The organism is Sphingomonas sp. S2M10, assembly GCF_012650175.1.
Lineage (GTDB): Bacteria > Pseudomonadota > Alphaproteobacteria > Sphingomonadales > Sphingomonadaceae > Sphingomonas.
Window position 1 is genome coordinate 1 of the sequence record NZ_JAAILI010000051.1, and the last position, 17214, is coordinate 17214.

General features: G+C 68.3%; 18 protein-coding genes. 9 read left to right on the forward strand and 9 right to left on the reverse strand.

The annotated features are described in order from the left end of the window. The 7 genes from S2M10_RS12330 to S2M10_RS12360 all read left to right on the forward strand — a co-directional run. Positions 1-212: chemotaxis protein CheW (locus S2M10_RS12330; RefSeq protein ID WP_211091026.1), on the forward strand; the 212-nt coding region annotated here is incomplete at its 5' end. Positions 213-216: 4 nt separating this feature from the next. Further along, positions 217-729 (forward strand): chemotaxis protein CheW, encoded by a 513-nt coding sequence (locus tag S2M10_RS12335; protein ID WP_168846342.1) that lies wholly within the window; start codon positions 217-219, stop codon positions 727-729. A 157-nt stretch (positions 730-886) separates the two neighbouring features. Further along, complete coding sequence (locus S2M10_RS12340) at positions 887-2932, forward strand: methyl-accepting chemotaxis protein (RefSeq protein ID WP_247650783.1); 2046 nt, start codon at positions 887-889, stop codon at positions 2930-2932. After that, positions 2929-3414, forward strand: a complete 486-nt coding sequence (locus tag S2M10_RS12345; protein WP_168846343.1) for a chemotaxis protein CheW — start codon at positions 2929-2931, stop codon at positions 3412-3414. Before S2M10_RS12340 ends, S2M10_RS12345 begins: the two co-directional genes overlap by 4 nt. A gap of 37 nt (positions 3415-3451) precedes the next feature. After that, entirely contained in the window at positions 3452-4318 is an 867-nt protein-coding gene (locus tag S2M10_RS12350; protein ID WP_348770592.1) for a protein-glutamate O-methyltransferase, read from the forward strand. Then, positions 4315-5397, forward strand: a complete 1083-nt coding sequence (locus tag S2M10_RS12355; RefSeq protein ID WP_168846345.1) for a chemotaxis response regulator protein-glutamate methylesterase — start codon at positions 4315-4317, stop codon at positions 5395-5397. Before S2M10_RS12350 ends, S2M10_RS12355 begins: the two co-directional genes overlap by 4 nt. A 21-nt stretch (positions 5398-5418) precedes the next feature. Further along, positions 5419-7164 (forward strand): hypothetical protein, encoded by a 1746-nt coding sequence (locus tag S2M10_RS12360; protein ID WP_211091027.1) that lies wholly within the window; start codon positions 5419-5421, stop codon positions 7162-7164. A gap of 36 nt (positions 7165-7200) precedes the next feature. Here the strand turns inward: S2M10_RS12360 and S2M10_RS12365 are convergent, their stop codons facing one another. From S2M10_RS12365 to S2M10_RS12380, 4 genes are all read right to left on the reverse strand, one after another. Continuing rightward, complete coding sequence (locus S2M10_RS12365; RefSeq protein ID WP_168846346.1) at positions 7201-8163, reverse strand: alpha/beta hydrolase-fold protein; 963 nt, start codon at positions 8161-8163, stop codon at positions 7201-7203. Positions 8164-8256: 93 nt separating this feature from the next. Next, the gene (locus tag S2M10_RS12370) at positions 8257-8595 is read right to left on the reverse strand and encodes a hypothetical protein (RefSeq protein ID WP_168846347.1); all 339 of its coding nucleotides are present in this window, start codon (positions 8593-8595) and stop codon (positions 8257-8259) included. Continuing rightward, a complete protein-coding gene (locus S2M10_RS12375) occupies positions 8592-9143 on the reverse strand; it encodes a transcriptional regulator (protein ID WP_168846348.1) in 552 nt (183 codons plus the stop codon). Before S2M10_RS12375 ends, S2M10_RS12370 begins: the two co-directional genes overlap by 4 nt. 44 nt (positions 9144-9187) lie before the next feature. After that, on the reverse strand, positions 9188-9856 hold the full coding sequence (locus tag S2M10_RS12380; RefSeq protein WP_168846349.1) for a class I SAM-dependent methyltransferase: 669 nt from the start codon (positions 9854-9856) through the stop codon (positions 9188-9190). Positions 9857-9946: 90 nt separating this feature from the next. Between S2M10_RS12380 and S2M10_RS12385 the strand changes: the two genes are divergently transcribed. Together S2M10_RS12385 and S2M10_RS12390 are read left to right on the forward strand one after the other, a co-directional pair. Continuing rightward, entirely contained in the window at positions 9947-10585 is a 639-nt protein-coding gene (locus tag S2M10_RS12385; protein WP_168846350.1) for a TetR family transcriptional regulator, read from the forward strand. A 13-nt stretch (positions 10586-10598) separates the two neighbouring features. Further along, on the forward strand, positions 10599-11030 hold the full coding sequence (locus S2M10_RS12390; RefSeq protein ID WP_168846351.1) for a DUF1810 domain-containing protein: 432 nt from the start codon (positions 10599-10601) through the stop codon (positions 11028-11030). Here the strand turns inward: S2M10_RS12390 and S2M10_RS12395 are convergent. The 5 genes from S2M10_RS12395 to rpiA all read right to left on the reverse strand — a co-directional run bounded on the left by S2M10_RS12395 (position 11027) and on the right by rpiA (position 17212). Then, complete coding sequence (locus S2M10_RS12395) at positions 11027-11836, reverse strand: Cof-type HAD-IIB family hydrolase (protein WP_168846352.1); 810 nt, start codon at positions 11834-11836, stop codon at positions 11027-11029. The genes S2M10_RS12390 and S2M10_RS12395 overlap by 4 nt on opposite strands. After that, positions 11833-13266: a glucose-6-phosphate dehydrogenase gene (gene zwf / locus S2M10_RS12400; RefSeq protein ID WP_168846353.1), complete on the reverse strand. Its 1434-nt coding sequence runs from the start codon at positions 13264-13266 to the stop codon at positions 11833-11835. The genes S2M10_RS12395 and zwf overlap by 4 nt, the downstream gene beginning before the upstream one ends. Then, on the reverse strand, positions 13263-14249 hold the full coding sequence (gene gnd, locus S2M10_RS12405) for a phosphogluconate dehydrogenase (NAD(+)-dependent, decarboxylating) (RefSeq protein WP_168846354.1): 987 nt from the start codon (positions 14247-14249) through the stop codon (positions 13263-13265). The genes zwf and gnd overlap by 4 nt, the downstream gene beginning before the upstream one ends. 130 nt (positions 14250-14379) lie before the next feature. After that, on the reverse strand, positions 14380-16455 hold the full coding sequence (gene tkt / locus S2M10_RS12410) for a transketolase (protein ID WP_168846355.1): 2076 nt from the start codon (positions 16453-16455) through the stop codon (positions 14380-14382). Positions 16456-16513: 58 nt separating this feature from the next. Beyond that, complete coding sequence (gene rpiA, locus S2M10_RS12415) at positions 16514-17212, reverse strand: ribose-5-phosphate isomerase RpiA (protein WP_168846380.1); 699 nt, start codon at positions 17210-17212, stop codon at positions 16514-16516. Positions 17213-17214: the final 2 nt, after the last annotated feature.

Here is a 17214-nt window from a genome sequence, read left to right on the forward strand (position 1 = left end):
CCACCGGCGCCGAGCGCGTCGGGCTGGTCGTCGACCAGATCATCGGCAGCCACCAGACCGTGATCAAGTCGATGTCGCCCTTGCACCAGGATGTCGCCGCCTTTGCGGGTGCTACCATCCTCGGCGACGGCGGCGTCGCGCTGATCCTCGACGTCGTCCAGCTCGTGCTGGCCGGCCAGCAGCAGGAGGAGCGGCTGCGTGCCGCCGGTTGAGCCCATGCACGACACCTTACCCCAAGCCGCCGTCCCCTGGGATGACGCAGGCCGGCTCGAAGTCCTCACCTTCGATCTCGGCGAGGAGACCTTCGCGCTCGAGGCAGTGCTGGTCCGCGAGATCCTCGACCTCCTGCCCGAGACGCGCGTGCCCGGTGCCGCGCCGCTGGTGCGCAGCGTGGTCAATTTCCGCGGCAAGATCATCCCGATCGCCGATCTGCGCCAGGCCTTTGCGATGGAGCCCGCCGAGGCGACGACGCTCGACAGCCGCATCGTCGTGATCGAGATCCCGCTCGCCGGCGAGCCGCTCCAGATCGGCATCCGCACCGACAAGGTCCATGAGGTCGCCACGCTTGACCAGGCCGCCGCCGAAGAGCCCCCCGCCGTCGGCATGCGCTGGCGCCGCCAGTTCGTCCGCACCCTGGTGCGCCGCGAACACGGCATCGTCGTCCTCCCGGACCTCCACGCCATCTTCGCCGACCAGCTCGGCGAGCGCGTTGCGGGGATCGCAGCATGACGCGGCATGTCCAGTGCAGGCGCTGCACATTTCCGGCAAGCACCACGATCCCTAGGCGGATCGCACGTCAACCATCTCTCAACATGCGCACCGAAACAGGCTGAGGACACGCGACCCTTCGTCCTTATTTCGTGCCGCCGTGACTAGAGGATTTCATATGACGATCAATATCTTCAGCAATGTTTCCCACGCAACCGTGATGGCCGAGCTGTCGCGTCTTGATAATGCCATGACGCACGGCGACATTTTCGAGCGTGCCGATCTTTCCTTCGCCAAGGGGCAGACACGCGACCTTCTCCTCGCAATCAACAACCTGCTCGACAAGTCCACGCGGCCGGTAGCGGCACTGGACCGGCAGATCGCCAGGATGGCCGAGGAGCATGACAAGGGCGATATCGACGCCGTGTTGCCCGCCCGCGACTTCAACGGTTCTTTCGCCGACATCGCCAATCGGGTCAACGATCTCGTGGCCAGCCACATCGGCGTGAAGAAAAAGGCGATGGCGTGCATCGAGGCGTTCGGCGAGGGCAATTTCGACGCGAAGCTGGATCGGCTGCCCGGCAAGAAGGCGTTCATCAACGACACCATCGAAACGCTGCGTGCCAATCTGAAGGGCGTCCTCGCCGAGATGCGGCAGATGTATTCGGAACATGAGAAGGGCGACATCGACGTGTTCCTCGCCGTCGACAAGTTCCCCGGCGACTTCGCCGTCATGGCGAAGGGCGTGAACGAGATGGTGGCCTCCCATATCGGCGTGAAGAAGAAGGCGATGGCCTGCATCAAGGAATTTGGTCAGGGCAATTTCGACGCGCCGCTCGAGCAGTTCCCCGGCAAGAAAGCGTTCATCAACGATACGGTGGAGACCCTGCGCAAGAATCTCCGCGACATCACCGAGGAGGTGCAGCGCCTGATCCGCGTCTCGACCGCTGGCCAGCTCAACGAGCGCGGCGACACGAAGCGCTTCGTCGGCGACTTTGCCGCGCTGATTTCGGGCATCAATGGCATGCTGGATGCGATCGTGATCCCGGTGTCGGAAGGCAATCGCGTGCTCGGTCTCGTCAGCTCCGGGGATCTGCGCGAAAAGTTCGACATGGCCTGCGAGGGGGATCATCGCCGCATGCGCGATGCGATCAACCTTCTGATCGACAATCTCCGCGTGACCGCCGAGCTGGCCAACAAGATCGCCGACGGCAACCTGACGATCACGCACAAGCCGCTGTGCGACAGCGACATGCTGGGCACCGCGCTGGTCCGCATGATCGATCGGCTGCGTGTCATCATCGCCGATACCCGCAACTCTGCCGAGCAGGTCGCCGCGGGTAGCCAGGAGCTCTCGGCCAGCTCCGAGCAGCTCTCGCAAGGCGCGACCGAGCAGGCCGCCGCGACCGAGGAAGTCTCCGCGTCGATGGAGCAGATGGCGGCGAACATCCGCCAGAATACCGAGAACGCCGTGCAGACCGAGAAGATGGCGCGCCAGTCGGCGCTCGCCGCCGAGAGCAGCGGCGAAGCGGTGGAGCGCGCGGTGGGCGCGATGCGCACGATCGCCGAGAAGATCGGCATCGTCCAGGAAATCGCCCGTCAGACCGATCTGCTCGCGCTCAACGCCGCCGTCGAGGCGGCACGTGCGGGCGAGCATGGCCGCGGCTTCGCGGTGGTCGCCTCCGAAGTCCGCAAGCTTGCCGAGCGCAGCCAGGGTGCGGCAACGGAGATCAGCTCGGTATCGAGCGAAACCGTCAAGGCCGCGGTCGAAGCCGGCGAGATGCTCCGCAAGCTGGTGCCGGACATCCGCCGCACCGCCGAGCTCATCTCGGAAATCAGCGCCGCCTGCCGCGAGCAGGATATCGGTGCCGTCCAGATCAACAAGGCCATCCAGCAGCTCGACCAGGTGACCCAGCAGAATGCCGGTGCCTCGGAGGAGATCTCGTCGACGTCGGAGGAGCTTGCCGGCCAGGCCGACGAACTGCAGGCCAGCATCGCCTATTTCCAGCTGATGCAGGGCAGCCAGCGCGAGGCGCCCAAGCCGGTGCGCGGACGTGGTGCGGATACCGGGCGCGGCAGAGCGGCGGCGAAGGTGACGCGACCGGCCATCCGCGGCGGCGCGACCGTGGCCGAGCAGCAGGCGCGGGCGCATGGCTTCGCGCTCGACCTCAGCAACGGCGGCCCGGATGCCGACGATGCCGATTTCGGAGTGCAGGCAGCATGAGCGACGCCGCCGAGCTCCAGATCGTTACCTTCGGGCTGGGGGCGGAGGTGTTCGCGGTGCCGGTTTCGCTCGTCCGCGAAATCCTCGACTATCGCGAGACCTTCCGCATTCCCAACGGCCCCGACTATCTGCTCGGCCTTACCGACATGCGCGGCCAGGGCGTCACCACGATCGATTTCCGCCTCCGGCTCGGTCTGGCGGCGGCCGCATCCACGTCCAGCACGCGTATCCTGGTAGTGGACGTGCCGGTCGGCGATCGCGTGCTGATGCTGGGCCTGGTGGTCGATCGCGTGCTGGAAGTATGCAGCGTTGCGGTGGACCAGCTGGAGGGTGCCCCCGATATCGGCGTCCGGTGGCCGTCCGACTATATCGGCGGCGTATTCCGGCGCGATGACGGCTTCGTCGTGCTGGTGGAGATGTGCAGGATCTTCTCGGCCGAGGAAGCAGGGCTGCTCGATCGCCCGACCGCCGCGGCCGCCTGACGTGTCACCTTCACCCTGCCTCGCCCGGGAGCGTCGCGTGACCAACGTCGCGCGCGCGCCGTCCCCGGCGCCGCGCGCCGATACACTGAGCGCGCGCAACTTCACGCGTCTAGCCCAGTTCGTGTACGAGACGGCCGGCATCAAGCTGCCCGATGCCAAGAAGACGATGGTCGAAGGCAGGCTGCGGCGGCGGCTGCACGCGATCGGAGTCGAGACGCTGGATGCCTATTGCGAACAGCTGTTCGCCGGCAACCATACCCGGGCGGAGACGACGCTGCTGATCAACGCCGTCACCACCAACAAGACCGACTTCTTCCGCGAACCCGCGCATTTCGACTTCCTCGTCAAGACCGCGCTGCCTGCGCTGACGGCGCAACGGGTCCATGTCCTTCGAACCTGGAGCGCGGCCTGCTCGACGGGGCCGGAGCCCTATACGCTGGCGATGGTGCTCGATGAGTATGCGCGGCAGCATGGCGGGCCCGATTTCGGCATCCTTGCCACCGATATCGATACCGAGGTGCTGGCGACGGCGCGGGCGGGCATCTACCCGGCCGATCTGCTGCGCCCGGTGCCGCCGGCCCTGCACCGCGCCTATGTGTTGCTGTCCAAGGATCCCGAGCGTGACGAGGTACGAATCGTGCCGCGGCTGCGCAGCGCGATCGGCTTCGCGCGGCTGAACCTGATGGACGAAATCTATCCGATCGGCGAGCCCATGCACCTGATCTTCTGCCGCAACGTGCTGATCTATTTCGACAAGCCCACGCAGCGACGCGTCGTAGCGCGGTTGCTCGATTGCCTGGCGCCGGGCGGCTACCTGTTCCTCGGCCATTCGGAATCGGTGCATGGCATGGACCTGCCGCTCACGCCGGTGGGAAACACCGTGTTCCAGCGGAGTGCATCATGAACGGCAAGATCCGCGTCCTCATCGTCGATGATTCGGCCAGCGTCCGCCAGACCATGGCGACGATCCTGGGGGAAGATCCGGCGATCGAGGTGATCGGCACCGCCGCCGATCCGTTCAGCGCGGCCAAGCGCATCCAGGAACAGGTGCCGGATGTCATCACGCTGGACGTGGAGATGCCGCGGATGGACGGCATCACCTTCCTGCGCAAGCTGATGGTGCAGTGCCCGGTGCCGGTGGTGATGTGCTCGTCGCTGACCGAGAACGGCTCCGACACGCTGCTCCAGGCGATGGAGGCGGGCGCGGTCGACGTGATCCTGAAGCCCCGGGTGGGCGTGACCGATCATCTCGCCGAGCATCACCTCCAGATCCGCGATGTGGTGAAGGCGGCGGCCCGGGCCCGGGTGCGCGGCCGACCCGGCAAGCCGCTACCCAAGCTGGACGCGCCGGCCAAGAAGCTCACTGCCGACGCGATGCTGCCGCCGCCCGACAACAGGCCGATGAGCCGTACCACCGAGATGGTGGTGTGCATGGGCGCCTCCACCGGCGGCACCGAGGCGCTGCGCGAGGTGCTGGAGGCGCTGCCGGCGAACAGCCCCGGCATCGTCATCGTCCAGCACATGCCGGAGCATTTCACCCGTGCCTTCGCGCAGCGGCTCAACGGGCTGTGCGAGGTCGACGTCAAGGAAGCGGTCGATGGCGATCCGGTGCTGCGCGGCCAAGTGCTGATCGCCCCCGGCGGCAGGCACACCATGCTCGAGCGGCAGGGCGCGCGCTATTATGTCTCGGTCCGCGATGGGCCGCTGGTGTCGCGCCACCGACCCTCGGTGGACGTGCTGTTCCGCTCGGCGGCGCGCGCGGCGGGATCCAACGCGGTCGGCATCATCATGACCGGGATGGGCGACGATGGCGCCCGGGGCCTGTTGGAAATGCGCCAGGCCGGCGCGCGCACCTTCGCGCAGGACGAAGCGAGCTCGGTCGTGTTCGGCATGCCCAAGGAGGCGATCGCGCGCGACGCCGCCGAACGCGTCATCGCGCTGGCTCATATCGCAAGCGAGCTGCTTGCGGCGGCGACCCGATGACCGCGCACCAAGGATCCCAGCGTGTACGCCGCGGACTCGCCTGAACCCGACCCCCGCTCCGAACTCTCGCTTCCCGCGATCGAGGCGGCAATCGCAGGCGTGGCGGCCGGACTTGACGCGCGTTTCGTGACGGCGGGCGAAGCGCTCGCCCAGGCCTATGGCATCGTCGAAAGGCTGGTGACCGAGCTGGAAGGCGTCACCAATGCGCTCGGCGCGGATGCGGCGGGTGCGGCGATCGCCAACATGCGTGCGACGGCCGATCGGCTGGAGCGCTTGCCCGCGGTGCAGGCGACGCGCCGCGAAGGACTGGAACGGATTGCTGCCGGCGCCCAGCCGCTGCGGCATCACATCGCCCAGGTGATGCGCACGCTCGACTTCCTGCGCATCTGCGGGCTCAACATCCGCGTCGCGGCTGGCGGCCGCAACGGTTTCGCGACATTTGCGGACACCATGTCCGCGCGGCTCGATGTGGGAGAGCGCGAGATCGCCGGGATCGGTACGGAGGTCGAGCGACTGATCGCGAGCATCCCCGCGCTGATTGCCGTGGACCACCAGCTGGCGCAGGAATGCAGGCGGGTGATCCCGCAGGTGCCGCGCAAGCTCGCCGCCGATGCCGCGGCCCTGCAGTTCCGCCAGGAGGAAGACGCCGCCCGGGCGGCGCGCATTGCCGGCATCGCCCGCGACATCCGGGCAAAGGTGGGGCGTGCGATCGGCGCGATGCAGATCGGCGACATCACCCGACAGCGGCTGGAGCATATCGCCGCCGGGCTGCGCGCCGTCATCGATCTTCGCCAGCACGGCGATGCGTCTGATCCCACCGCGGTACTGCAGGCCAGTGGCCATGCGATCGCGCTGCTCGCTGCACAGGCGGCGGATACGATCGCCGGCTTTCATCGCGAGGCGCAGCTGCTCGCCGAGAGCCTGGCGGGCATCGCCCCCAGCACGGCAGCGTTGCTCGAGATCAAGGCGCAGGGCGATCAGGCGCGGCCGGGGGGCGACAAGGCCGCCTTCCTGGCCGCGCTGGAGCAGAGCGTGGTCGAAGTCGGCGCGGTGACGACCAAGCTGCGCGACGCCGATGCCCGCGCGCAGGGCCTGGCCGCCGCGACGTCGGACAGCGCCGAGCGGCTGGCGGCGCGGCTCCGCATCGTTCACCGCGTCAACGAGGACGTGCACCTGATGGCGTGGAACACGGATCTGCGCTGCCACCGGCTGGGTGATGAGGGCAAGGCGCTGGCCATGGTCGCCGCCGAGATCCGCACCTTTGCCACTACGCTGGCGCGCATTTCGCGGGCGATTCGCGACTCCGTGGAGACGCTGGTCGGGGCGGTGGCGGCGCTGCGGGACCCGGATGCCGAGCCGGGTGTCGATCCAGGCGCGGCGCTTGCGGCGTCGCTTGCCTGCATTCATGCCGGCGCGGAGCGCATGCGCGACGGAATGGCGCAGCTCGATGCACATGCCGACGAGGTGACGCGAATCCTCGACCGGACCAGCCGCACGATCGATTGCGAGGCCGAGTTCGGTGACATGCTGCGGACGGCGGCCGACCAGCTCTTGCTGCTCGGCATGCGCTGCGATGCGCCCGATGCCGAGACGACGGCGCTGCTGCTGCCGCTGCTCGACCAGTTCGCGCGAAGCTACACCATGGCGGAAGAGCGGACCGTGCACCTGCCGTTCGCGCTCCTGGAGGAGAATGACGACGACGAAGCGGGGGGCGGGACAGCGGCAGGGCCCGACACTCCCGACGAGGACGACGACGGCCTGTTCTGATGTGCGGCGCCGCGATGGAAACACAGGCGGCGGCGATCAAGCCGGGGCGCGTGTCGCAGTTCCGGCCGCCTGCGGCTGGTCGCGCCAGATCCAGCGCAGCACTTCGGGCAAGAGTACGCCGCCCTCGGCATCCGAATGGCCGCCGTCGGTCCAGGCATGGCGCACGTCGTAGCGGGGGCCGCCGCGTCGCTCGGCATCGGCCTGCGCATTGGCCCATTCCAGGCTCTTCAGCATCTGCTGGTTGGCCAGAAACCAGTTGCCATGCGCGTTGTCGAGGTCCTCGCGCCCATCCTGCAGGAACACGCGCAGCGGCCGGATCGGGCTCTTGCGGATCAGTCCCGGATAGAGGTCGCCGCCATAGGCCAGCGGGCGACCGTCTGGCGCGAGCCGCAACCCGATCGACGTGTAGCTGCCGATGAAGCTGAGGACGTTGCCGAACGCCTCCGGGTGCCGCCACGCCAGCGTCCACGACGCGATCGCGCCGCTCGACGTGCCGCCTGCCGCGCGACGCCTGGGATCTGCCGCGAAGCGCCAGCGCCGCGCCACTGCCGGGAGCAGCTCGTCCAGCGTCATCCGCGAATAGGCGTCGGACAGCGAATCATATTCCTCCTCGCGATGGTTCGGGTTCTGCATGCCCAGCGTGTCCGGATAGCGGGCCGAGCGATTGCCGGGAGTCACGAAGATGCCGAGCGTGACGGGGATCGTCCCCTCGGCGATCAGCGTGTCTAGTACCTGCGGTACCTTGAGCGAACCGGCCGGGTTCGTCGCGCGCTGGCCGTCCTGGAACAGCAGCAAATTGGGCGGGCGGGCCGGGTCATAGCCCGCCGGCACATAGACCCAGTAGCGCCGTACCGTACCGCGATAGACGCGCGAACGGAGCTCGAACGGCCCCTCCAGACGTCCGTGCAGAAAGGGCGCGGTCTGGACTTGCTGGGGCGGCGCTGCCCAGGCCGATACCGTTGCCGCCAGCACGGCGCCGGCGAGCAGGATGATCCGCATAGCTCCTCCTTCCACGATGTTCGCGGATTTCTACCAGATGCGGCGGGCAGTCGCCTCCAGCAATCATGGATGCGGGTGCGGCTAGGGGGAGGGTCAGCCGCGTCCGGCGAACCACTCGGCGTAGGGCGTGTTGTGGACCAGGTGGCGGTTATAGTCCGGCGCCCCGTCGCGCCACCAGACAGGCCCGCGCTCGCCAAGCGCGTGCTTGGTGCGATCGACATCGGCGCGGGCGGAGGCTTCGGCGGCCGGGTCGCCGGATCGCCGGGCGACGCCGACGGCCCGCCGTGCCGACATCAGCGCCGCCACCAGAGTCGCGCGGCGGTCCTCGGGGAGCGCGGGATCGGCCATGCGCCATAGGCGTCCGCGCACGATGAAATAGCGTCCGTCGGGCGTGACGGGATGCGCCGCGCGGCCGACGCCGGGGTGGGTCATGACGCGCGCTCGGCGCGTGCGCGCGCCGCATCGCGTACGGCAAGCCAGCGATCGCGCTCTTCCCGCGCATCGGCGAGCGCGCGGTGGGCCGGCTGTGCCCGATCTGCCATTGCGGCGTGGACCAGAAGGTCCTCCACGGTCGCCGCAAGCAGCGCGGACGGAATCCGGCCGGCGAGCGCGGCGTGCGCTGCTTCGCGCTGCGCCGCCTCGCTGTCGCGTAGCCGCAGGCTGTGGCGCGGCAACCCGGCGGCGCGCAGCAGCGTGCTCAACCATTTGCCGTCCCAGGAGGGCGCGCTCGCCAGCAGGTCGTGCCCGGTCAGCGCGTCGAGCATCCGTAGCGCCACCTCGCTGTGCGGGGCGCCCCGCTCCAGCAGCGTCGCGCGCGGGATGTGATGGATGGCCTCGGCGGCGGGATCCCAGTCCTGCCAGTCGGGGGCGGGGCGGATCAGATGCTCCTCGCACCGCCCGTCCTCGAACACCCAGGCCACTTCGATCGGGTAGCTGCGCTTGCCCAGCGACGAGGCCTCGAAGTCCAAAAATACCAGCATCCGGCGATAACGACAGGAAACCGACTTCGCTGCAAGGGCGTCGCTCAGCCGAGGCGAATCGACAGCTCCACCTCGTCGTTGAACGGCATCGACATATAACCGTTCTCGACGCTGCCGACCCGCTCCAGATAGTCGGGGCAGTAATCGACATTGTCGGCGATCAGGATGGCGCCCGGACGCAGCCGCGGCTCCAGCAAGGCCAAAATGTCGGCATAAAGTGCCTTGGCGCCGTCGAGCAGGACGAGATCGATCCTGTCGGGGAGATCGAGGGCCAGCGTCTCCAGTGCATCGCCCTCACGAAAATCGACCAGGTCCGCCAGACCGGCTTCGGCCAGCGTCGCCTTGGCGCGGGCGATCTTCGTCGGCTCGAACTCGGTGGCGATCAGCCGGCCGCCGCCATTGTCGCGCAGCGCCGCCGTGAGATGCACCGTCGAGATGCCGAAGGAGGTGCCGAACTCGACGATCTGCCGTGCGCCGGTTGCACGAGCCAGCATGTACAGCAGCGTGCCCACCGCCGGGGAAACGGGCAGCGCGAAATCGCCGAGGCGGCTGTAGAGCGCGGTATAGTCGGTCTTGCTGCGCATCAGCCGGTGCTGTTCCTCGGCCGTGATGCCGGCAAAGGCGGGCGCGGCCGCCGGCGGGTTGGCATCGGACTCGGCAAACAGGCGCGCGAGCAGGGGCGCCACTGGGGCGCTGGAAAGCGTGGTGGTCATGGGATGTACTCCGGTGCCGGCGGAACTTGCCGGCAGGCGCAAAATACGACTAATTCGTCAGCTTCGACTATTCGCATTGGCAGGTTTTCCATGGCGGCCTCCCGAAGCCCGCAGATTCGCGCGCGCAAGCGCCCGCAGCAGCACCGCTCGAACGAGCTGGTAGAGGCGGTGCTGGAGGCTGCTGTTCAGGTTTTGATGGCGGAGGGCGCGCGGCGTTTCACCACCGCGCGAGTCGCCGAGCGGGCGGGGGTGAGCGTCGGCTCGCTGTATCAATATTTCCCCAACAAGGCCGCGATCCTGTTCCGGCTTCAGGTCGACGAATGGCGGCGGACTACCGCGCTGCTGAGCGGCATCCTGGAGCAGCGCGACCTGCCGCCGATGGTGCGCCTGCGTCGGCTGGTGCACGCCTTTGTCCGCTCCGAATGCGAGGAAGCGGCGATCCGCCTGGCGCTTGCGGACGCTGCGCCGCTCTATCGCGATGCACCGGAGTCGGCGGCGCTGAAGGAAGAGGCAGGTCGGGTGTATCGCGAGTTCGTCGAGGAGGCGCTGCCCGATGCGCCGGAGGAGGTCCGCCACCGTGCCGGCGATCTGATCAAGATGACGCTGGGGCAGGTGGGTGCCAGCTTTTCCGCCACGCCGCAAACCGAGGCCACGATCGTCGCCTGGTCCGACGCAATGGCGGACATGTTCGTCGCATATCTGGGGGCGTTGCGCGGCGAAACCCGCTAAGCATGGCGCACTGATGCCCGATGTCCATGATCTCGAACGATTCGTTACCGCCCAGGAGGGCAGCTACGACACCGCCCTCGCCGAGATCCGGCGGGGCGCCAAACGCAGCCACTGGATGTGGTACATCTTTCCGCAGATCGCCGGGCTCGGTCGCAGCGCGATGGCGCAGCGCTATGCCATCGCCTCGCTCGCCGAGGCGCGCGCCTATCTTGCGCACCCGCTGCTCGGGTCCCGGCTGCGTGACGGCGTGTCGGCGCTGCAGGACCTGCCGAGCGGCACCGCCGAGGCGGTGTTCGGGGACATCGACGCGATCAAGCTGCGCTCGTCGCTGACCCTGTTCGAAGCCGCCGGCGGCGGGCCATTATTTGCCGCCGCGCTCGACCGCTGGTTCGGCGGCACGCGCGATCCGGCGACGCTGGCGATCCTCGAACAAGATCCCGGCTAGGCGTTGAGCATCGGCAGCAGGATCGTCTCGATCGCCTGGGCGACGCCATCGGCTTCGTTCGTGCCGGTCACGTGCATTGCCGCCTTGCGCACCGCCTCGGGCCCCTGGCCCATCGCGATCGACAGCCCCGCCCGCCGGAACATCGGCAGGTCGTTGAACTGATCGCCGATCACCGCCACCTCGGCCAGCGACACCCCGAGCGCCGCAGCGAGCGCGGCGATGCCGTCGCCCTTGTTGGCGCTTGGCGCGGTGACGTCGAGATAATAGGGCTGCGAGCGGGCGACCTCGGCCTCGTCACCGAGCGCCGCCGCCACCTCGGCCTCCAGCGCGGCGAGCATGGCGTGATCGGACGACACCGCGACGATCTTGTCGACTGCGTCGAGCAGCGCGCCGAAGTCGCCGCACAGCACCGGGTCCTGCGCCGAGGTCACGCGCTCGCGCGGCGTGTACTGGTCGTCGAGCCGATCGACATGCCACTGGCCCTTGGCGAAAACCCAGCGGATCACGTCCGGACGGGCAACCGCCTCCAGCGTGCGCGCGGCGACGGATGCGTCGAGATGGGTTGCCGACAGCACCGTGCCGTCCGGCCGCACGATCGTGCCGCCGTTGAACGCGCCGATCGGGGTGGCAAGGCCCAGTCGCTCGGCGATCCAGAGCAGGCCGCTTGGCGGTCGCGCGCTGATGATTGCGACCGGCACCCCCGCATCGACCAGCCGCTGCACCGCGGCGATCACCGGTTCGCCCAGCGTCTTGTCGGGACGCACCAAGGTGCCGTCTACGTCGGAAAGGAAGAGCCGAAGGTTCATGTGACCTCGTGCCAGTGTCGGCCGTCGCGTGCGAGCAGCGCGTCGGCGGAGGAGGGGCCGGTGCTGCCCGCGGGATAGTCGTCGGGTTCGCCGCTGCGCCAGGCATCCAGCAGCGGCTGCACGGCGCGCCAGCCACCCTCGATCTGGTCGGCGCGCTGGAACAGGCTCGGGTCGCCGATCAGCACATCGTAGAGCAGGGTCTCATAGCCGGTTCGGTGCCCGAGATCGAAGGCGTCGGCATAGGCGAAGGTGAGGCTGGCCGGCACCATCTGCACCAGCGGCCCCGGCTGCTTCACTGCCATTTCGAGCGTTAATGCCTCGCCGGGCTGGATCTGGAGGATGAGCCGGTTGGGCGGCAGTTCGGTGTTGGGCGTGTTGCGGAACAGCGTCGGCGGCACCTCGCGAAAATGGATGACGATCTCGGTGTCGCGTGCCGCCATCGCCTTGCCGGTGCGCAGATAGAAGGGGACGCCGTGCCAGCGCCACGTCTCTACCGCGACCTTCATCGCGACATAGGTTTCGGTGCGACTGTCCGTGGCCACGTCGGGTTCGTCGCGATAGGTCGGTACCGGCTTGCCGCCCGCCTCCCCGGCGAGATAACGGCCGCGCACCGCATCCTCGGGCGGGATCGGTGTCACCGCGGCGATCACCTTGGCCTTTTCGCTGCGCACCGCCTCGGCATCGAAGCTGTTGGGCGGCTCCATCGCGACGAGCGCGAGCAGCTGAAACAGATGGTTGGGCACCATGTCGCGCAGCGCCCCGGTCTCGTCATAGAATTTGCCGCGGCTGCCGACGGCCACCGTCTCGGCGGCGGTGATCTCGACATGGTCGACATAGCGGTTGTTCCATACCGCTTCCGTCAGCGCGTTGCCGAAGCGCGCGACGGTGATGTTCTGCACCGTTTCCTTGCCGAGAAAATGGTCGATCCGGTAGATCTGCGCTTCGTCCGCATGGCCGAGCAGCTGCGCGTTGAGCGCCTGCGCCGAGGCGAGATCGGTGCCGAACGGCTTTTCCACCACCAGCCGGCGAAACCCCTCGGCCTCGTCGAGCAGCCCGGCGGTGCCTAGCTTCTCGCCGATCGTGCCGAAAAAGCTCGGTGCGGTGGCAAGGTAGAACACGGCATTGCCCCGCAGCCGTTCCTTGAGCGCGGCGTACAGGGCATCGTCGGCGAAGTCGCCGCGAAGGTAGCGGATGCGCGATTGCCAGCGGCCCCACGCATCTTCGTCGCCTTCGACAAAGGCGCCGAGCTTCTCGCGCAGCGCATCGTCATTCCCTTCGCCGTGACTGATGCCCAGCAATTGCGTGTCGCCGTCCAGCAGCCCGTCGCGCTCCAGATGGACCAGCGCCGGCATCAGCAGGCGGCTGGCAAGATCGCCCATCGCTCCAAAGAGGACGAGCGTCGCGGCGGGTGCTGGCGGCGCGTCGTTCACTGCGGCATCTCGACATGCCCGCCAAAGCCGAACCGCATCGCGGAGAGCAGCTTGTCGCCGAAGGTGTTCTCGGTGCGGCTGCGATAGCGCGCGAACAGCGCCGCGGAAAGGACATAGACCGGCACGGCCTCTTCCATCGCCGCGTCGATCGTCCAGCGGCCCTCGCCCGAATCGGCGACCTTGCCGCTGAAGGCGTCGAGGGCATGGTCCTTGGCGAGCGCGGAGGCCGAGAGATCCAGGAGCCAGGACGAAATCACCGAGCCGCGCCGCCACACCTCGGCGATGTCGGTCAGGTGCAGGTCGAACCGCTCGTCTTCCGGGAGCCGCACCGACGCCTTGCTCTTCAGCACGTCGAACCCTTCGGCATAGGCCTGCATCAGCCCGTATTCGATGCCGTTGTGCACCATCTTCACGAAATGGCCCGCGCCGGCCGGGCCGCAATGGATATAGCCTTTTTCCGCGCGCGCGTCGCAATCGGTCCGGTCGACCCGCTCGGGCGTCCGCGGGATGGTGCCGATGCCGGGTGCGAGCGCGTCGAAGATCGGATCGAGCAGGTCGACCGCTTCCTTCTCGCCACCGATCATCATGCAGAAGCCGCGCTGCAGACCCCATACGCCGCCCGAGGTGCCGACATCGACATAATGGAGCTGCCGCTCGGCCGCGGCCTTGGCGCGGCGAATATCGTCCTTGTAGAAGCTGTTGCCGCCGTCGATGATGATGTCGCCGGGCTCGGCGGCGGCCATCAGCGCCTCGACGGTGCTTTCGGTCGGCTCGCCCGCCGGCAGCATCACCCAGAAGATGCGCGGCGCCGCCATCTTGGCTACGACATCCTCAAGCGAACCGGCGGGGGTGGCGCCGTCCTTGGCCATCGCTTCCACCGCTTCGGTGCTGCGGTCGAACGCCACGATTTCATGGCCATGCTCCATCAGCCGGCGCCCGATTCCGGCACCCATGCGGCCGAGGCCGATCATCGCAAGACGCATCCGCATTATTCCTTTCAAATCTTCAGAGGGCCGCAAGCACGGCCGATAGCAGCGCCTGTAGCCCGCCGCTGTCGCGCTTCAAATGGGATCAAAGCATTCGCCTCCCCCAGCGCCGCCGCGGCGTCGCCGCTCAATCGGCCTGCTCCAGCAGGTCGCGCGCGACCTTCACCACATTCTCGACCGTGAAGCCGAATTTCTCCTGCAGCTTGGCGAGGGGGGCGGAGGCGCCGAAGGTCGACATGGTGATCATGGCGCCATGGCTGGTGACATAGCGATCCCAGCCCATCGACCCCGCCTGCTCGACCGCGACACGCGCCGTCACCGCCGGCGGCAGCACGGATTCGCGATAGGCGCGGTCCTGCTTCTCGAACAGATACCAGCTCGGCAGCGATACGACGCGTGCGCGAACGCCCTCTGCCGTCAACCGCTCGTGCGCTTCCACCACCATCGGCAGCTCGGAGCCGGTGCCGATCAGGATCAGTTCCGGCGCGCCGCCTTCCGCATCGGCAAGCACATAGCCACCGCGCGCCAGCCCCTCGGCCGAGGCATATTTGCCGCGATCCAGCGTTGGAATCGCTTGCCGCGACAGGATCAGCGCAGTCGGTTCGTGGCTGTGCTCGAGCGCCACCTTCCAGGCGACGGCGACTTCGTTGGCATCCCCCGGACGGATCGTGTCGAGACCCGGGATCGCGCGCAGCGTGGCGAGATGCTCGATCGGCTGGTGGGTCGGCCCGTCCTCGCCGACGCCGATCGAGTCGTGGGTGAACACGAAGACCACCGGCAGCTCCATGATCGCGGCGAGGCGGATCGGCGCGCGCATGTAATCGGCGAACACCAGAAAGGTGCCGGTGTACGGGCGCAGGTAGCTCAGCGCCATGCCGTTGGCGATCGAGCCCATCGCATGTTCGCGCACGCCGAAGTGCAGGTTCTTGCCGCCGTACTGGTCAGCCTCGAACGAATCCGCGCCCTTGATGTCGGTCTTGGTCGAGGGCGAGAGGTCGGCGGCGCCGCCGAGCAGCGCGGGGAGGTGCGGGGCGACCGCGTTGATCACCTTGCCGCTGCTGTCGCGCGAGGCGAGGCCCTTGGCATCGGCATCGAAGCTCGGGATCGCCGCCTGCCAGCCGCTGCGCAGCTTGCCACGGCGGAGATCGTCTACCTCGGCGGCCGCATCCGGGAAGGCTTCGCGGTAGCGGGCGAACATCTGCTCCCATGCTTCCCGCGCCGGCCTGCCGCGCTCGGCGACGGCGGCGCCGAAGCGCTCGGCCACGCCCTCGGGGACGAGGAACTGCGCGTCCTCCGGCCAGCCATACGCCCTTTTGGTCGCGCGGACATTGTCCTCGCCCAGCGCTTCGCCATGCGCCTTCTCGCTGCCGGCGCGCGGTGAACCCCAGCCGATCACCGAATGGACGATGATGAAGGTCGGCGCATCGCTGGTCGCGCGGAAGGTGGCGATCGCCTCTGCGATGGCGGCGGTGTCGTTGGCATCGTCGACATGCAGCACGTTCCAGCCATAGGCCTGGAAGCGCTGACCGACATCCTCGTCGAAGGCGAGATCGGTGCTGCCCTCGATCGAGATGTGGTTGCTGTCGTAGATCCAGCAGAGATTGGAAAGCTTGAGATGCCCCGCGATCGACGCCGCCTCGCCCGAGACGCCCTCCATCATGTCGCCGTCGCCGCACAGGACATAGACGTCATGGTCGAACAGGTTGAAGCCGTCGCGATTGTAGCGGGCGGCCAGCGCGCGCTCGGCGAGCGCCATGCCCACCGAATTGCCGCAGCCCTGGCCGAGCGGACCGGTGGTGGTCTCGACGCCGGTCGTCATCCGATATTCGGGATGCCCCGGGGTCTTGGAGGAGAGCTGGCGAAATTGCTTGATATCGTCCAGGCTCACCGCCGGATGGCCGGTCGGCTGGCCGTCCGCATCGATTTCGCGCACGCCGGCGAGGTGCAGTACCGAATAGAGCAGCATCGAGGCATGGCCGACCGACAGGACGAAACGGTCGCGGTTGGGCCAGTCGGGCGCGGCGGGATCGTAGCGGAGGAATTGAGTCCACAGCGTATGGACCACCGGGGCGAGCGCCATCGGCGTGCCGGGGTGGCCGCTGTTCGCCTTCTGCACGGCGTCCATGCTGAGCGTGCGAATGGTGTCGATCGCCAGGCGATCGGGTGAGCCGTCTTCGTGGATGCGCTGGTCGGGTTCGGACATGGGTCAAGCAACTCCGTTCTTGGCGGTGCAACGGGTGGGCGGCCAAATCGCTGCACGCTCATGCATCCGCCGGCCGCTCCTGCCGGCTCAGCCCGTCGGGACCCGCGCAGTACAGCGCGTCGATCTCGGTGACGAACAGGCCGTGGCCGAGCGCGCCGGGGATTCCCGATAGCGACCGGGCGAGGGCGGAGGGGTCGGGAATCGCGCCAAAACGGGCGTCGAGGATGGCGTGGCCGGAATCCGTCAGCACCGGGGCGGCGTGAGCGGTACGCAGGCTCGCGCTGCCGCCGAGTGCGGCGACCGCCGCGGTGACGAGGCCTTGCGCAGCGGGCAGGATCTCGATCGGGACGGGACGGGCCCCCAGCCGGTCGACGCGCTTGGCGGCGTCGGCGATGGCGATATTGCGACGGGCGAGCGTCGCGACGATCTTCTCGATCAGCATCGCGCCGCCGCCGCCCTTGATCGCGCGCAGCCGGGGATCGATCTCGTCCACGCCGTCGATGCACAGATCGATGGCGGTGAGGCCATCGGGCGCCCGTAGCGGGATGCCGGCCGCGCGCGCCGCATCCGCGGTGGCGCGCGACGTCGCCACGGCGGTGATCCGCAAGCCACGCGCGACGCGCGCACCCACCAGCAGCACCGCATGTGCCGCGGTGCTGCCCGTGCCGAGTCCAACGGTCATGCCATCCTCCACCTCGGCGACCGCCGCAGCGGCTGCGGCGCGTTTCCAGTGCTCGGGATCGGCGGAGACGTCCATGG

What these genes read in the sequence shown, in the direction of transcription:
- S2M10_RS12395 (WP_168846352.1), bottom strand. Translation starts at nt 11,836, where the DNA reads ATGAACCTTCGGCTCTTCCTTTCCGACGTAGACGGCACCTTGGTGCGT.
- S2M10_RS12355 (WP_168846345.1), top strand. Translation starts at nt 4,315, where the DNA reads ATGAACGGCAAGATCCGCGTCCTCATCGTCGATGATTCGGCCAGCGTC.
- gnd (WP_168846354.1), bottom strand. Translation starts at nt 14,249, where the DNA reads ATGCGTCTTGCGATGATCGGCCTCGGCCGCATGGGTGCCGGAATCGGG.
- S2M10_RS12375 (WP_168846348.1), bottom strand. Translation starts at nt 9,143, where the DNA reads ATGCTGGTATTTTTGGACTTCGAGGCCTCGTCGCTGGGCAAGCGCAGC.
- S2M10_RS12390 (WP_168846351.1), top strand. Translation starts at nt 10,599, where the DNA reads ATGCCCGATGTCCATGATCTCGAACGATTCGTTACCGCCCAGGAGGGC.
- S2M10_RS12345 (WP_168846343.1), top strand. Translation starts at nt 2,929, where the DNA reads ATGAGCGACGCCGCCGAGCTCCAGATCGTTACCTTCGGGCTGGGGGCG.
- S2M10_RS12365 (WP_168846346.1), bottom strand. Translation starts at nt 8,163, where the DNA reads ATGCGGATCATCCTGCTCGCCGGCGCCGTGCTGGCGGCAACGGTATCG.
- S2M10_RS12370 (WP_168846347.1), bottom strand. Translation starts at nt 8,595, where the DNA reads ATGACCCACCCCGGCGTCGGCCGCGCGGCGCATCCCGTCACGCCCGAC.
- S2M10_RS12335 (WP_168846342.1), top strand. Translation starts at nt 217, where the DNA reads ATGCACGACACCTTACCCCAAGCCGCCGTCCCCTGGGATGACGCAGGC.
- tkt (WP_168846355.1), bottom strand. Translation starts at nt 16,455, where the DNA reads ATGTCCGAACCCGACCAGCGCATCCACGAAGACGGCTCACCCGATCGC.
- S2M10_RS12380 (WP_168846349.1), bottom strand. Translation starts at nt 9,856, where the DNA reads ATGACCACCACGCTTTCCAGCGCCCCAGTGGCGCCCCTGCTCGCGCGC.
- S2M10_RS12340 (WP_247650783.1), top strand. Translation starts at nt 887, where the DNA reads ATGACGATCAATATCTTCAGCAATGTTTCCCACGCAACCGTGATGGCC.
- rpiA (WP_168846380.1), bottom strand. Translation starts at nt 17,212, where the DNA reads ATGGACGTCTCCGCCGATCCCGAGCACTGGAAACGCGCCGCAGCCGCT.
- S2M10_RS12385 (WP_168846350.1), top strand. Translation starts at nt 9,947, where the DNA reads ATGGCGGCCTCCCGAAGCCCGCAGATTCGCGCGCGCAAGCGCCCGCAG.